The organism is Streptomyces sp. NPDC001848, from assembly GCF_042891915.1.
GTDB lineage: Bacteria > Actinomycetota > Actinomycetes > Streptomycetales > Streptomycetaceae > Streptomyces.
The window spans coordinates 373101-387722 of record NZ_JBIATP010000001.1 but is presented as its reverse complement, the minus strand read 5'-3'; the positions used below and the strand labels follow the sequence as shown (position 1 = coordinate 387722).

Here is a 14622-nt window from a genome sequence, read left to right as displayed (position 1 = left end):
CCGGCCGTCGGCACCGAACCCCGCGCCGGGGACCTTCAGAGCGACATTTGAGGTTCTGCCGGTTCGGGGCCCCGGCCCGGCAGCCGTAGCGTCGCCTGCGGCGGGTCCGCTGTACGGGCTGCTTCCGGGGCGAGGGCGGACCGTGGTCAGGTCCGGCGCAGACCCGGATGGTCCGCCACCACCGTGCAGCTGCCCGGGGCGATCTCCGTGAAGCCTGCGTCGCGGACCAACGGCAGGCCCGAGGTGGTCAGTTGACGCCATCGGGACCGGGGGGCGGTGCGGACCGCCAGGGGAAAGCCGGCGTCACGCCAGGCCGCGCGCTCCTCGTCCGGCAGGGCCCACCAGGCGAGTTGGGCGCCGTGGCCCGCCTGGGCCATCGCCTTGCCGGCCGACATCTCCAGATCCGGGTTCAGCCACAGCACGGGGGCCGTCGGGTCGGCCTCCAGCGGCGGCTCCGGGTCCTCCAGATCCGTGCCGGAGACCTGAAGCCGGGCCAGGTCCTTCGGCCAGCCGTCCAGCGGGACCGGAGGGAAGACACGGACCTCCGCCGACTTGCCGGTGACCGTGATGCCCGGCAGCGCCTCGGCCCGTCGCCACTCCGCGCCGCGCGCCCGCCGCACCACCTTGCGGATCCGCGCGTCCTGCCAGTCCCGCATCGCCCGCGCCCACTCCCCGTCGCTCAGTGAGCGCTCGTCGCTCAGCATCACGAGCACGGCGCGTGCCGCCGTCTCCAGGGCGTCCGTGCGGGCCGGGGGAGCGGCGCGCTCGATGCGCACGACGAGCGGCAGTACGAACTGCGGCGCCTCGTCGCGCGCGGTGGGCTCGGAACGGAACGGGCTGTCCTCGCGGGTCTGGTCACTGGTCACGACGTCCAGTCTGCCAGGCGGAAGATCGGAGGATTCCATGCCCGAAGCCTGTGCGTGCGTGTGCGTGCGTCCGGACAACTGGGCGAGGATGCCTCCATGCGACACGATCTGCACCTGGCGGGTGTCGGCCGCCGTCACGGCCTCCGCGGGCCCTGGGTGCTGGGTCGACCTCACGGTGCCGCCCGGGCTCGCTGATCCGGGTCGAGGGCGCGAACGGCAGCGGCAAGTCCACCCTGCTGCGCCTCCTGGCCAACATCGACGCGCCCAGCGAGGGCCGCGTCACCGGCCGCAACGCCGTCATCCGGAGCAGGCGGTGCGCTGGGCCTCCTGCCACTCGCAGACGGGGCAGAGCGTGATCCCCTTGTACGACTCCGGGTACTCCGTCGGCTCGCGGCACAGCACGCACTCGGCGAACGGCGGGCCGCCCGCCTCGGGCGCCGGGTGCGGGGTGCGGGTGTCGCAGTAGGCGCTCATGGCGCGGTCATCGCTCATGGCCCCAGCGTAGGCATGCCTGTCGCGGTCCCTACCGGCGCCGGCCCGAGGCCTCGATCAGCTGCGAGACCTTCACGAACCGGTACCCACGCGCGCGCAGCTCCGGCACCACCGCCCGCACCGCCTCCTCCGTCACCGGGGCCGCGCTGCGGGTGCAGTGCATCACCACCACGGAACCGGGCCGCACCCCCTCCAGCACCTGCCGCGCGACCCGGCTCGCGTCCGTGGTGGACGCGTCCCCGCTCACCACGTCCCACTGGATGACGGTGACCCCGAGAGGAGCGATCGCGCGCAGGGCTCGGTCGTCGTAGCAGCCGCCGGGGAAGCGGAAGTACGGCATCACGTGGGGCACTCCGGCCTTGCGGATCGCGGTGAAGGCGCGCTCCACGTCCGAGCGCAGCTGCTGCTCCGGCAGGACCGGCAGGCCGAAGCAGCTCCGGGTGAAGGAGTAGTGGCTGTATGAGTGGTTGCCGACCTCGAAGAGCTGGTCCTCGCCGATGTCCCGCGCCTCCTCGGGGTACTGGTCCGCCCAGCGCCCCGTCATGAACACGGTCGCCGGCACCTCCAGGTCCCGCAGCGTGTCGATCAGGTCCGGGTTGTCGAACGCTTCGCCGTCATCCGCCCGCTGTCCCTGGTCGGCGGTCATGTCCGCGTCAAAGGTGAGGGCGACAGTCTTGTCGCGCGTCGGACCCTTCTGGAAGACGGGCGCGAGTCCATCGGGCACCGGCGCGTGGATGGGCGGCGTGCCGGGGATCGCCGAGGGGGAGCCGGGGTGGTCCGTGGCGCCCCGCACGGGGTGGTGCCGGGGGGCCTCGTCGGCTCCGCAGGCGGCGAACGCGGCGCCGAGGGCACAGAGCGCGGCAAGGCAGGCGACACGTCGTACAAGAGCGATCACCGTACGAACGTAAGGCGGCGGTTGCCGTCAAAAGCGAATATTTCGGGTGGTCCCGGTGGGAGCGGTCGGTCCTGTCACCCTCCCGGCCGCAGCCGCGGCCGCACCGCGCCCTCCGCCAGCAGTGCGCGGCACGCTTCCACGTCGAAGTCCGCCGTCGGGTACTGAGGATCCAGCTCGCGCAGGTGCTCCAGCAGGAGCCTGCTGACCGCCCAGTTGCGATACCACTTGTGGTCGGCCGGGATCACGTACCAGGGCGCGGCCAGGGTGGCGCAGCGGGTCAGAGCCGTCTCGTACGCCCGCTGGTAAGCCGGCCACAGGGCCCGTTCGTCGAGGTCGCCGGGGGCGAACTTCCACCGCTTGTGCGGTTTGTCGAGCCGTTTGAGCAGGCGGCGCCGCTGTTCCTGGAAGGAGATGTGCAGGAAGCACTTGACGATCGTCACCCCGTCGTCCGTCAGGGACGTCTCGAAGCCGTTGATCCGGCCGTACCGGCTCTCGATCTCGTCGTAGGGGGCCAGCGAGCGGACCTTGGCGATCAGTACGTCCTCGTAGTGCGAGCGGTCGAAGATGCCGATCTCGCCGGGGCGCGGGAGCGCCTGCACCACGCGCCAGAGGAAGTCGTGCCGCCGTTCCTCGGGTGTGGGCGCCTTGAAGGCGTGGATGCGGCAGCCCGCCGGGTTGAGCAGGCCGATGACGTGCTTGACCGTGCCGCCCTTGCCGCTGGTGTCCATGCCCTGGAGCACCAGCAGGATCCGGCGGCGGTCCCCCGCGGTCGCGGCGGCCCACAGGCGTTCCTGCAGGGTGGCGAGGTCCTTGCCCATACGGGCGGTGGCCGCGACCCCGGCGGCCTTGTCACCGGGACCGCCGGGTGTCGCGCCGGCATCATGGGCGGTCAGGTCGACGGGTTCGCCGACGGGGAGGCGGAGCAGGTCACGCAGCGGAGCCCCGTCACGCTTCTTCGCCATGGCGCACCCTTGGTGGACGGCCGCACGCATCCGGGCTCTAGAACGGAGGCGTCACGGCGTTCTCGGAGGACAGTGCGCGGGTCGTCTCCTCCGGGAGGTCGGGGAGGTCGCGGGTCGTCTCCTCCGGGAGGTCGGGGAGGTCGCGGGTCGTCTCCTCCGGGAGGTCGGGCGCGGGCTCGCTCGTCGGCGGGGGAGCGGACTCGGCCGGAGGTGTACGGGCGGCCGTGGCGTCGTCCTCGGCCGCCTGCCCGGCCGTGACCGCCGGCGGAGCCTGTGGGGCCGTCGGCGAGGGGGCGCGGGCACCGTCCGCCGCGGGCTGCCCCTCGTGCTGCTGCGCCGCGCGTTCCAGGAACCTGAGCAGCTCCACCGGGAACGGCAGTACCAGCGTCGAGTTCTTCTCCGCCGCGACCGCCACCACCGTCTGCAGCAGCCGCAGTTGGAGCGCGGCGGGCTGGTCGGACATCACCCCGGCGGCCTCCGCCAGCTTCTTGGACGCCTGGAGCTCGGCGTCCGCGTTGATGATGCGCGCCCGACGTTCGCGGTCGGCCTCGGCCTGCCGGGCCATGGACCGCTTCATCGCGTCCGGCAGCGACACGTCCTTGATCTCCACCCGGTCGATCTGCACGCCCCACCCGACGGCGGGGCTGTCGATCATCAGCTCCAAGCCCTGGTTGAGCTTCTCCCGGTTGGACAGCAGGTCGTCCAGGTCGCTCTTGCCGATGATCGAGCGCAGCGAGGTCTGCGCCATCTGCGACACCGCGAAGCGGTAGTCCTCGACCTGGATCAGCGCGTTCGCCGGGTCGACCACCTTGAAGTACACGACGGCGTCCACCCGCACGGTCACGTTGTCCCGGGTGATGCCCTCCTGCGCGGGGATCGGCAGCGTCACGATCTGCATGTTGACCTTCTGCAGCCGGTCCACCATGGGCACGATCAGGGTGAAGCCCGGCGGCCGGGGCGCCCCGAGGAGCCGCCCGAAGCGGAAGACCACCCCGCGCTCGTACTGCTTGACGACCCGTGCCGCCGAGGCGAGGCCCACGAGTCCCGCGACGCCGGCCCCCACCAGGGCACCCACCAGCTCCTGGAGCATGACGACCCCCTCGTCGAGAGGCCCGGTATGTGTGCACTTGCCACGATAGTTCCGCAGGTGCCCACCAGGCGAGGGACAGCCGAGGGCCGCCGGTGCACAACCGAGGGCCCGCCGATGCACCACCGGCGGGCCCCAGGGGTTCGGGGGCCGAGCGGCCCCGGGTCGTCAGGTGCCGGACGCCATCTGCAGCGGCTCCGTGCCGGACGTCACCCGCACCGGCTCGGTCCCGGGCACGCTGTGCCGCTCCGCCCAGTTGTCCAGGGCCGTACGGCAGGCGTGGTCCACGTGGTGCAACCCGGAGAGGTCCAGCTCCACGGGCCGGTCCTGCGGGAGGGCCTCCAGACTGTCGAGGATCTTCGGCAGCCGCAGGAACGTCGCATTGCCCGAAAGGTACGCCTGGATGGGGCCGGCGCCCTTGTCGATGACCTCCAGCTTGACCTGCGACGCCTCCCAGGCGGTCTTGACGACCGACAGGGCCAGACCGATCAGCACGCCCTCGAACATGTTCACCGCGACGATCGAGGCGGCGGTGACCACGAGGATCAGCGCCTCGCCCCGGTGCGACCGCCACAGCGACGCGACCTGTCGGAACGGGATCAGCTTCCAGCCGGCGTGGACCAGAATGCCGGCGAGGGCGGGAATGGGGATCAGCGCCAGGGCCCACGGCATCGCGGCGGCGAACAGCAGCAGCCACACGCCGTGCAGGACGCGGGAGGCCTTGGTCTTCGCGCCCGCGTTGACATTGGCTGAGCTGCGCACGATCACCGCGGTCATCGGCAGGGCGCCGAGCAGACCGCACACCGTGTTGCCCGCACCCTGGGCGATCATCTCCTTGTTGTACTCGGTGCGCGGACCGTCGTGCAGCCGGTCCACTGCCGCCGCGCTGAACAGGCTCTCCGCCGAGGCGATCAGCGTGAACGCGAGGATGGTGCCCCAGATGGCCGGGGAGGCCAGCTCACCCAGGGCCTCGGCCCCGGGCGGCTGGACGACGCCGATCAGACCCTCCACCTTCACCGTGGCGACCGGCAGGCTGAAGGCGAGCGTGGCGACCGTGGCCAGCACGACCGCCGCGAGGGCACCGGGCACGGCCTGCGCGGCCTTGGGCATCTTCTTCCACAGCAGGATGACGGCGATGGTGCCCGCGCCGATCGCGAGCGAGGTCAGGGCCTCCGTGCTGCTCAGGACGTCGACGAAAGCTCCCGGCAGGCCCGCGATCTTGCCGACGCCGGTCTTGGGGGCCTTCAGGCCCGCCGCCGCGTATATCTGACCGGCGATGATCACGAGCCCGATGCCGCAGAGCATGCCCTCGACAACGGAGACGGATATCGCCCGGAACCAGCGGCCCACCTTGAGAAAGCCCATGGCGAGCTGGAGCAGTCCGGCCACCAGCACGATCACGCCGAGCGCCGGCACACCGAACTCGCTGACGGCCTCGAAGACCAGCACGGTCAGGCCGGCGGCCGGCCCTGACACCTGAAGGCTGCTACCGGGCATGAACCCTGTGACGAGCCCGCCCACGATGCCGGTGACCAGTCCGAGCTCTGCCGGGACGCCGGAGGCGACCGCCACGCCGACGCACAGCGGCACGGCGACCAGGAAGACGACTATGGAGGCGGCGAAGTCCTGCCTCAGGTAAGGAAACTTGGTCATCGGTCCGCTCACAGGGCCTCGAACCTGTCGGTCTCGGTGCGGTGTTCGTGCACCGATCCCGTGTGGACCTCGTAGTACCAGCCGTGCAGGCGCAGTTGATCCGCCTTCAGGCGCTGCTCGACGCACGGGTAGGAGCGCAGGCGCAGCAGCTGCGCCAGCACGTGGTTCTGCACGGCCTCCGCGACCGTCGGGTCGTCCGCGGCGGACGAGCGCGGCTCGGGTGCGGCGTGCGCCAGCCAGTCGCGCACGGCCGGTACGGCGGTCAGGTCGTCGCCGCGCACCAGCGCGCCGACGGCTCCGCAGTGCGAGTGGCCGCAGACCACGACGTCCTTGACGCCGAGGACCTCCACGGCGTACTCGATGGTGGCCGCCTCGCTGGTGGGGTGCTCGGAGGCGTACGGAGGCACGATGTTGCCCGCGGTGCGCAGTTCGAACAGTTCACCGGGCCGGGCTCCGGTGATCAGCGCGGGCACGACCCGGGAGTCGGAGCAGGTGATGAACAACACCTGTGGGGACTGGCCCTCGGCCAGCCGCGCGAACTCCTCCGGGCGTCGGCCGTGCGCACGGGCGTTGTCGATGAGGGGCTGCATTGTCAGTTCCTCCTGGCGCGCCCTGGATGGCGCGTCGGTGTACGAAACATGGCAGATGCGGGTACGGCGACATGACCCACGTCGGCGCGCTCGGCCGGTGTGGCGTGGCGAGAGCCGATGTGGCGTGGTGAGGGGAGGTCGATGTCAGCCCGTACCGGGTGACGGGCTCAGCAGCGGAACACCTGGAGTGCCGCTGGTGTGTGAGCGGTCGAGGATCTTGATATGTGCAGCGCGGCGGGAGAGGCGGCCGGGGGCCGCACGGCCGTGGCGTCGTGTGCCAGCGGTACGAGCGCGGGGGGCTCCGGGGTGGAGTCCGCCGCCGCGCGGTGCCGGTCGCGGGTGCGCAGCGGGCCGGTGGGGCCGGCCGGGTGTCCGTGGTCGCCGCAGGTGACGACCTCGTCCGTCTCGTCGGCGCGCTTGGCGGTGACCGCCTCCGGGGCTTCGGCGGCCCTCAGATGGACCTGGTGCGCGGAGGCGGCGAAGGACGCGGTGGGCGCGAAGAGTTGCAGGGCGAGCAGGACGGCGGAGAGGATCGTGAGCACGAACCGGACCGTCGCACCGCGTACCATGCGCCTCCTTCCCCCTTGCCCGCGTCCGTAGAAGGTGTCTCGCGAACACGTTAACCCGGCAACCGCCTTTGCAGGGTTAACTTTACGTTTCAGGTAAAGGAAAGCCCAAAAATCGAGGTGGGGATGGCTGGAAGTCGTCGCTGACGCACGTCTGTTTGAAACTGCTACGCGTGAACGGGTCTGCGGGGGCTACTGCTCCCGAACGAGGCTTCCGGCGTCCCGTGCGAGCGCGGTGAGGCGGGAGATGGCGCGGAAGTACTTCTTGCGGTAGCCGCCCTTCAGCATCTCCTCGCTGAACAGCTGGTCGAACGGCAGCCCGGAGGCGAGCACCGGCACCTCGCGGTCGTAGAGCCGGTCCGCGAGCACGACGAGCCGCAGCGCCGTCGACTGGTCGGGCACCGGCCGGACGTCCGTCAGGCACACCGCCTTCACTCCGTCGGTCAGCGCGCCGTACCGGCTGGGGTGGACCCGGGCGAGGTGCTCGAGCAACTGCGGGAAGGCGTCGAGCGAGGCGCCCTCGGTGGCGTACGCCGTCTTCGTCACCTGCGCGTCGGTGTACGGCGCCGGCGCCTCGGGCAGGCCGCGGTGGCGGTAGTCCTCGCCGTCGATGCGCAGCGTGCGGAAGTGGGCCGACAGGCCCTGGATCTCGCGCAGGAAGTCGGCCGCGGCGAAGCGGCCCTCACCGAGCTTGCCCGGCAGGGTGTTGGAGGTGGCGGCGAGCGCCACGCCCGCCTCGACGAGCTTGCCGAGCAGGGTGGAGACGAGGACCGTGTCGCCGGGATCGTCCAGCTCGAACTCGTCGATGCACAGCAGGCGGTGGCCGGAGAGCGTCTGCACGGTCTGCTGGAAGCCGAGCGCGCCGACCAGGTTCGTCAGCTCCACGAAGGTGCCGAAGGCCTTGAGCGAGGGCTCGGCCGGGGTGGCGTGCCACAGGGAGGCGAGCAGGTGGGTCTTGCCGACGCCGTAGCCGCCGTCGAGGTAGACGCCGCGGGGGCCCGCGGGCGTCTTCGGGGCCTTGCTCCTGCCGAACCCGAGGAACCCGCGCCTGCCGTTGGTCCGTTCCGCGCCGAGCCCGGCCGCGAAGCCCTCGAGGACCCGTACGGCCTCGCTCTGACTGGGCTGGTTCGGGTCCGGTATGTACGTCGAGAAGCGGACCGAGTCGAAGCGCGGCGGCGGCACCATCTCGGCGACGAGCCGGTCGGCCGGGACGTGCGGCTCGCGGGCGCACAGGGACAGCGGGGCCGCGTCGGCTATCGGTTCGGTCCGGGAGGCGGCGGTGGAGGACGACACGCTTCCCCACTGTACGTGTCGTGCCACACTGCACGACATGCGACGCCTGTTCCCTGTGACGGACGAGACAGCGGCCCGGCCGGGTGCTCCGGCCCCGGACACCGGGGAGGTGCCGGGCGCCGGCGCGGCGGGCGGGTCCGTCGACCGCGAGTGGTCGCTGGAGGAGCTCGCCGCGGCCTACGCCTACCCGGAGCCCCCGCCCGGCGGTCGGGAGCCCTGGCTGCGCGCCAACATGGTCTCCACCCTGGACGGTGCCGCCCAGCACGAAGGGCGGTCCCACCCGATCTCCAGCGCCGCCGACATGCGCATCTTCGGCACGCTGCGGGGGCTCGCGGATGTGGTGATCGTGGGTGCGGAAACGGTACGGCAGGAGGGGTACCGGCCGGCACGCGAGCGCGAGGCCTTCGCCGCGATGCGCCGGGCGGCCGCACAGGGCCCGGTGCCCGCCATCGCGGTGGTCAGCTCCAGCCTGGAGCTGGACTTCTCCTGGCCGCTGTTCACCTCGCCCCTGGTGCCCACGATGGTGCTCACCGGGGCCGCGGCGGCACCGGACCGGGTGGCGGCGGCCGAGAAGGCGGGCGCCCGGGTGGTGATCGCCGGGGACGGCATGGGTGTGGACCCGGTCCGGGCCGTACGCGCCCTCGCGGACCTCGGCATGACCCGGCTGCTCAGCGAGGGCGGGCCGCGTCTGCTGGGCCAGCTGGTCGTCTCCGGGGTGCTGGACGAGCTGTGCCTGACCGTCTCGCCGATGCTCACGGCGGGCGACGCGCAGCGGATCGCCGGGGGCCCCTCGCTCACGGTGCCCAGGCGCTTCGCGCTGGCGTCGCTGCTGGAGGAGGAGGGGTTCCTGTTCGCGCGGTACCGCCGCGCCTGAGCGGTGCGGGCATACGGGCGTTTTCTACCTGAAGCTCCCGATGTGCGGCGACGGTGTGGAATCACCCGTTCCGTTCAGCGTTCGGTGGGCACACTAGTTCACGCGGATCCCGCGCCGGTGCCGGGGCAGGATGGTTTCCGCAAGGGCCGTGACGGCCCACCGGGGAAGGTCCGCGGTCCATGGAGGAGAAGGGCGCCTGTCGTGTTCACGAGCGTACTGATGATCGAGAAGGCCCTCACGTCCGCCGACGTGGAGTTCGTCACCACCTTGCACGGTGACGAGCCGGTCTCCTTTCACATCCTGCTGCAACCCCGCGGCGACCAGGCGGACCGCCTGCTGCGGGCCATCGACGACATCGCCCTGGGCGAGCTGGACGAGGCGGCGCACGAACGGGAGACACCGGAGGGCAAGGACGCCGCCCAGCTGGGGCGGCAGGCCCTGGAGGTGTCGCTGTCCGCGCTGCGCGCGGCGGGCAGCGCGGCGGAGGGCCGCCTCATCGAGGACCATCCGCTGGACGCGCTCAAGGGTCTGGTCGACGAGGTCGGCGCGGACGAGGTGATCGTGCTGACCGACCCGCACTACGTGGAGGAGTTCTTCCACCGCGACTGGGCCTCCAGGGCCCGGCACAAGGTCGGCGTACCGGTGCTGAAGCTGTTCTCGCACAGCAAGGCGTGACGGTCGCCGGGACCGTCCCGTGACGCACTAGGGTGTGTCGCTGAACGTCCGCCGTACCAGCACCCAGGAGACACGCATGGCACCCGGCCTCCCCACCGCCATGGACCGACCGCACTTCATCGGCATCGGCGGCGCCGGAATGTCGGGCATCGCGAAGATCCTCGCGCAGCGCGGGGCCAGGGTGGCGGGCAGCGACGCCAAGGACTCGCCGACCGCCGAGGCCCTGCGCGCGCTGGGCGCGACCGTGCACATCGGCCACGCGGCCGGGCATCTCGCCGACGACGCGAGCTGTGTCGTCGTCTCCTCGGCGATCCGTGAGGACAACCCGGAGCTGGCCCGCGCGGCCGAGCTGGGCATCCCGGTGGTCCACCGCTCCGACGCCCTCGCGGCCCTGATGGAAGGCCTGCGCCCGATCGCGGTCGCCGGCACCCACGGCAAGACGACCACGACGTCGATGCTGGCGGTGTCCCTCACCGAGCTGGGCCTGAAGCCGTCGTACGCGATCGGCGGCGACCTGGACGCCCCGGGTTCGAACGCCCTGCACGGCGACGGCGACATCTTCGTCGCGGAGGCGGACGAATCGGACCGCAGCTTCCACAAGTACGCCCCCGAGGTCGCCATCGTCCTCAACGTCGAACTCGACCACCACGCGAACTACGCGTCCCTGGAGGAGATCTACGACTCCTTCCGGACGTTCGCGGGCCGGATCGTCCCGGGCGGCACGCTGGTGGTCTCGGCGGACCACGCGGGCGCACGCGAGCTGACCCGGCGGCTGGCCGGCTCGGTGCGGACGGTGACGTACGGCGAGGCGGCGGACGCCGACGTGCGCATCCTCTCGATCGTCCCGCAGGGCCTGAAGAGCCGGGTGACGGTGGACCTGGACGGCTCGGAGCTGACCTTCACGGTCTCCGTCCCCGGCCGCCACTACGCGGCGAACGCGGTCGCGGCCCTGACGGCGGGAGTGGCGGTCGGTATCCCGGCGGCGGAGCTGGCCCCGGCCCTGGCCGCGTACACCGGTGTGAAGCGCCGCCTGCAGCTCAAGGGCGAGCAGGCCGGTGTCCAGGTCGTCGACTCCTACGCACACCACCCCACGGAGATGACGGCGGACCTGGAGGCGATGCGGGCGGCGGCCGGCGAGTCCCGCATCCTGGTGGTCTTCCAGCCCCACCTGTTCTCCCGCACCCAGGAACTGGGCAAGGAGATGGGCCAGGCGCTGGCGCTCGCGGACGCCTCCGTGGTCCTGGACATCTACCCGGCCCGCGAGGACCCGATCCCGGGCGTGACCAGCGAGCTGATCATCGAGGCGGCGCGGGCGGCGGGCGCGGACGTGCAGGCCGTCCACGACCAGGCGGAGGTCCCCGCGGTCGTCGCGGGAATGGCGAAGCCGGGTGATCTCGTTCTCACCATGGGCGCGGGCGACGTCACGGAGCTCGGCCCGCGGATCCTGGACCGTCTCGCACAGCAGTAGAGGGGTTGGCCTTCATGTCGTACGACGTCGACAAGCCGGACGAGCAGTGGCGCGCGGAACTGACCCCGGCGGAGTACGCGGTCCTGCGCCAGGCCGGCACCGAGCCCGCCTTCACCGGTGAGTACACGAACACCAAGACCAAGGGCGTGTACTCCTGTCGCGCCTGCGGCGCCGAACTGTTCACCTCGGACACGAAGTTCGAGTCCCACTGCGGCTGGCCGTCGTTCTACGACCCGAAGGACAGCGACGCGGTGGAACTGCTGGAGGACCGCTCGCACGGGATGGTGCGGACGGAGGTGCGGTGCGCCAGGTGCGGCTCCCACCTCGGGCACGTGTTCGAGGGGGAGGGCTACCCGACGCCCACGGACCAGCGGTACTGCATCAACTCGATCTCCTTGCGCCTGCTCCCTGACGAGAGCTGACCAGGCCGGGTGTCACGGGGGACGGGGACGGTGGTCCCACCGGTCCCGCCCCTGTGCGTCGGCCGCCGAGGGAGCGCGGTGGTTGCGGGGGCGGTCGCCGTCCCCGTTCTCCTCGCTGTCGGGCCTCGCCGTTTTCCCGGCCTCCTCCGGCGCGATCCTCGCCACCATGTCGGCGAGCTGGCGGCACGCCTGTTCGATCTCCTTCCGGTTCTGTCTTTGCTCGCTGATCGTCGCGCCGAGCAGCAGGGCCGTCAGGGCGACCGAGCCGTTGAACGCCTGCAGGGTGATCATGTCGGTGAGCAGGTTGTGACCCGCGAACGGGCCCGTCCTCCGGGCCGCGGCGAGGATGGCGAACGTGGACACGGCCAGTGCGCAGGGTGCGGCCCCGGCCCGCTGGAAGCGGAAGGCCGCCCAGATCAGCAGCGGCAGGGCGACGAAGAGCAGCGGTACCCGACTGACCTCGAGGAACCCGACCCCGACGGTGGCCGCCACCAGCAGCGCCCCCTCCCACCACCGGTACGACGGCACGTCCCTCGGCCGGTGCGCGGAGCGCAGCACCAGCAGGACCGGCGTCACCAGCAGCACCCCCATCGCGTCGCCGGTCCACCACACCGACCACGTCGGCCAGAACGCGCCGGCGGACAGCGCACCGGCGAGCAGCAGGGTGCAACTGCCCACCGTCGCGCTGATGAGCATGCCGGCGAAGGCCCCGAGGAACACCAGGGCCAGCGCGTCGCGCAGCCGGTCCATCTCGTTACGGAACCCGGCGCGGCCCAGCAGTGCGTACGCGCACAGCGGCGCGACCGTGTTCCCGGCCACGATCGTGAGCACGGCGGGGACCGACGGCCCGAGAGAGATGTTGATCAGAAGCGCGCCCAGGGCGATCCCCGGCCACACCCGGGGCCCGAGGAGCAGCAGCCCGGCAAGCGCGATCCCGGTCGGCGGCCACAGCGGGGTGACCTGGCCACGTACCAGTTGCTGGAGCAGCCCGAGCCTGCCCGAGGCGTAGTACAGCGCGGCGATGACGCAGATCTCCAGGGCGGTCACCGCGCCGCGCCGGAGCAGTTCGTGCCGCGCGACGGACATCGGGGTCTCCCCATCGGCTCGGCCCCGTAACCCATCGTCCGTCGGCCGCGCGTGATCCACCAAGCGGTCGGCTACAGGAAGGGCGCGCCTGTTGTGCGTGTTCCTCAGACGGGTGGGGTGCGCAGCGCGAGGATCGCCATGTCGTCGTGGCCGTCGCTGGGGGCGTGGTCGGCGAGCGTCTGGACCAGGTCCTCCAGGGGCAGGCCCGCATGGGCGGTGGCGACACCGGAGAGCTCGTCCAGACACTCGTCGATGGGGCGGTGGGGGTGTTCGACCAGACCGTCGGTGAAGAGGACCACGGTGCTGCCCGGGGGCAGCGGGTGGATGTGGTCGGGGCGGGCCTGTTCGGTGTCGACCCCGAGGGGCAGTCCGGGCTCGGCGAACAGGTACTCCGCCTTCCGGCCGGGAGCGATCACCAGGGGCGGCACGTGGCCCGCGGCGCTCCAGTGCAGCCGCCACCCAGGCCCGTCGGGTTCGATGCGCGCCAGGTTCGTGGTGGTCACGGGGGTGTCGGTGATGCCCTGCAGGGTGCGGTCGAGCTGGGCGAGGATCGCGCTGGGCGGAGTGCACCGGTCGAAGAGCAGGGCGCGCAGCATGTTGCGGGTGGAGGCCATGGCGGCGGCGGCCTCCAGATCGTGGCCCACCACGTCACCGATGACGACCGCCACCGCGTCGTCGGGCAGCAGGATGGCGTCGTACCAGTCGCCGCCGAGTCGGCTCGGCTCGGCGGCGGGCCGGTAGATGGCGGCGGCGGTGAACGGCCGCAGATCGGGCAGGGCCGGCAGCAGGAGCCGCTGGAACTTCTCGGATGCGGTGCGCACCTGTTCGAACAGGTGGACGTTCTCGATCGCGATGCCGGCGGCGCCGGCCAGGGCGACGACGATGTTCTCGTCGTGGACGTCGAAGGGTCGCCCGTCACGTCGCTCGGACAGATAGAGGTCACCGTAGATCTCGCCGCGCACGCTGATGGCCACACCGAGCAGGGTGCGCAGGCGCGGATGGCCCGGCGGAAAGCCGACGGAGGAGTGGTGCGCGGGGATGTCGTCGACCCGCAGCGGTTGGGGATGGCTGATCAGGTGCCCGAGCAGGCCCCGACCCTCGGGCAGGCCCACCGCGGCCAGGTCGGCGTACTCCCGCTCGGACAGGCCGGCGGCGATGAACTCCTTCAGGGACTCACCGGACTCGTCGAGGACTCCCAGTGCCCCGTAGCGGGCGCCCACCAGGTCCATGGCGGTGGTCACGATGCGGTTCAGCACCCCGGGCAGCTCCACCTCCCGGCTGATGGCCACCACGGCGTCCAGCAGCCCCTGAAGCCGGTCCATGGCGGAGACCAGGGCGCGCAACTGATCGTCGATCCGGACCAGCTCGTCACGCAGCCGCAAACGCAGGTCATGGGGGCCTGACCGCCGTGGTTCCCGCCTCCGTCCGGTCATGACGGACGCCCCTGCGGCCACTCACGCGGACGGTACACCCAGCCTCCTGGTAGGACCGTGATCGAACAGGACGACAACGTGGCACGACTCGATGGCGAGAAATCACGCATATCACGGCAAAAGTTACATGTCGTGGTCCTGGGCGGGAAGGGTCGCCCCGGATGCCGGACGACGGACGCCCGCGTGGAGCGGCCCGTGGCCGGCGGCACGGCCGCTGGGCCCGTGGCCGGCGGGCGGAGGGCGGCCGGGCTCGGGCGCCC

General features: G+C 71.9%; 15 protein-coding genes and 1 pseudogene. 5 read left to right on the top strand and 11 right to left on the bottom strand.

Annotated features, from left to right (window positions below; all coding sequences use genetic code 11):
• Positions 1–146: 146 nt before the first annotated feature.
• Positions 147–905 carry a peptidyl-tRNA hydrolase gene (locus ACFYZJ_RS01825; protein WP_388561750.1) on the bottom strand — a complete coding sequence of 253 codons (759 nt, stop codon included), beginning with the start codon at positions 903–905 and terminating at the stop codon, positions 147–149.
• 57 nt (positions 906–962) lie between these two features.
• Here ACFYZJ_RS01825 and ACFYZJ_RS01820 point away from each other — a divergent pair.
• A pseudogene (locus ACFYZJ_RS01820) lies at positions 963–1156 on the top strand (ATP-binding cassette domain-containing protein); the annotation flags it as partial.
• 7 nt (positions 1157–1163) lie between these two features.
• Here ACFYZJ_RS01820 and ACFYZJ_RS01815 read toward each other — a convergent pair.
• The 8 genes from ACFYZJ_RS01815 to zapE all read right to left on the bottom strand — a co-directional run bounded on the left by ACFYZJ_RS01815 (position 1164) and on the right by zapE (position 8404).
• Entirely contained in the window at positions 1164–1358 is a 195-nt protein-coding gene (locus tag ACFYZJ_RS01815; protein ID WP_388561748.1) for a hypothetical protein, read from the bottom strand.
• Positions 1359–1389: 31 nt separating this feature from the next.
• Positions 1390–2253, bottom strand: a complete 864-nt coding sequence (locus tag ACFYZJ_RS01810; protein ID WP_388561746.1) for a polysaccharide deacetylase family protein — start codon at positions 2251–2253, stop codon at positions 1390–1392.
• Positions 2254–2327: 74 nt separating this feature from the next.
• Positions 2328–3215: a PPK2 family polyphosphate kinase gene (locus ACFYZJ_RS01805; RefSeq protein ID WP_388561744.1), complete on the bottom strand. Its 888-nt coding sequence runs from the start codon at positions 3213–3215 to the stop codon at positions 2328–2330.
• Between the two features lie 37 nt (positions 3216–3252).
• Positions 3253–4305 carry an SPFH domain-containing protein gene (locus ACFYZJ_RS01800; protein WP_388561742.1) on the bottom strand — a complete coding sequence of 351 codons (1053 nt, stop codon included), beginning with the start codon at positions 4303–4305 and terminating at the stop codon, positions 3253–3255.
• A gap of 165 nt (positions 4306–4470) precedes the next feature.
• On the bottom strand, positions 4471–5955 hold the full coding sequence (locus tag ACFYZJ_RS01795; RefSeq protein WP_388561740.1) for a SulP family inorganic anion transporter: 1485 nt from the start codon (positions 5953–5955) through the stop codon (positions 4471–4473).
• An 8-nt stretch (positions 5956–5963) separates the two neighbouring features.
• Positions 5964–6545: a carbonic anhydrase gene (locus ACFYZJ_RS01790; protein WP_388561738.1), complete on the bottom strand. Its 582-nt coding sequence runs from the start codon at positions 6543–6545 to the stop codon at positions 5964–5966.
• Between the two features lie 167 nt (positions 6546–6712).
• Positions 6713–7114, bottom strand: coding sequence for a hypothetical protein (locus tag ACFYZJ_RS01785; RefSeq protein WP_388561736.1), 402 nt, complete (start codon positions 7112–7114; stop codon positions 6713–6715).
• Positions 7115–7303: 189 nt separating this feature from the next.
• Positions 7304–8404 carry a cell division protein ZapE gene (gene zapE / locus ACFYZJ_RS01780; protein ID WP_388561734.1) on the bottom strand — a complete coding sequence of 367 codons (1101 nt, stop codon included), beginning with the start codon at positions 8402–8404 and terminating at the stop codon, positions 7304–7306.
• A 37-nt stretch (positions 8405–8441) separates the two neighbouring features.
• Here zapE and ACFYZJ_RS01775 point away from each other — a divergent pair, with 37 nt between their 5' ends.
• From ACFYZJ_RS01775 to msrB, 4 genes are all read left to right on the top strand, one after another.
• Complete coding sequence (locus tag ACFYZJ_RS01775; RefSeq protein ID WP_388561732.1) at positions 8442–9278, top strand: pyrimidine reductase family protein; 837 nt, start codon at positions 8442–8444, stop codon at positions 9276–9278.
• 201 nt (positions 9279–9479) lie between these two features.
• The gene (locus ACFYZJ_RS01770) at positions 9480–9953 is read left to right on the top strand and encodes an indole-3-glycerol phosphate synthase (RefSeq protein ID WP_388561730.1); all 474 of its coding nucleotides are present in this window, start codon (positions 9480–9482) and stop codon (positions 9951–9953) included.
• A gap of 76 nt (positions 9954–10029) precedes the next feature.
• Positions 10030–11421, top strand: a complete 1392-nt coding sequence (gene murC / locus ACFYZJ_RS01765) for a UDP-N-acetylmuramate--L-alanine ligase (protein ID WP_388561728.1) — start codon at positions 10030–10032, stop codon at positions 11419–11421.
• A gap of 14 nt (positions 11422–11435) precedes the next feature.
• On the top strand, positions 11436–11843 hold the full coding sequence (gene msrB, locus ACFYZJ_RS01760; protein ID WP_388561726.1) for a peptide-methionine (R)-S-oxide reductase MsrB: 408 nt from the start codon (positions 11436–11438) through the stop codon (positions 11841–11843).
• A 12-nt stretch (positions 11844–11855) separates the two neighbouring features.
• On the opposite strand, the gene ACFYZJ_RS01755 is transcribed toward msrB, so the two are convergent.
• Both ACFYZJ_RS01755 and ACFYZJ_RS01750 read right to left on the bottom strand, forming a co-directional pair.
• Positions 11856–12929: an MASE1 domain-containing protein gene (locus tag ACFYZJ_RS01755; RefSeq protein WP_388561724.1), complete on the bottom strand. Its 1074-nt coding sequence runs from the start codon at positions 12927–12929 to the stop codon at positions 11856–11858.
• Between the two features lie 104 nt (positions 12930–13033).
• Positions 13034–14362 carry a PP2C family protein-serine/threonine phosphatase gene (locus ACFYZJ_RS01750; RefSeq protein ID WP_388561722.1) on the bottom strand — a complete coding sequence of 443 codons (1329 nt, stop codon included), beginning with the start codon at positions 14360–14362 and terminating at the stop codon, positions 13034–13036.
• Positions 14363–14622: the final 260 nt, after the last annotated feature.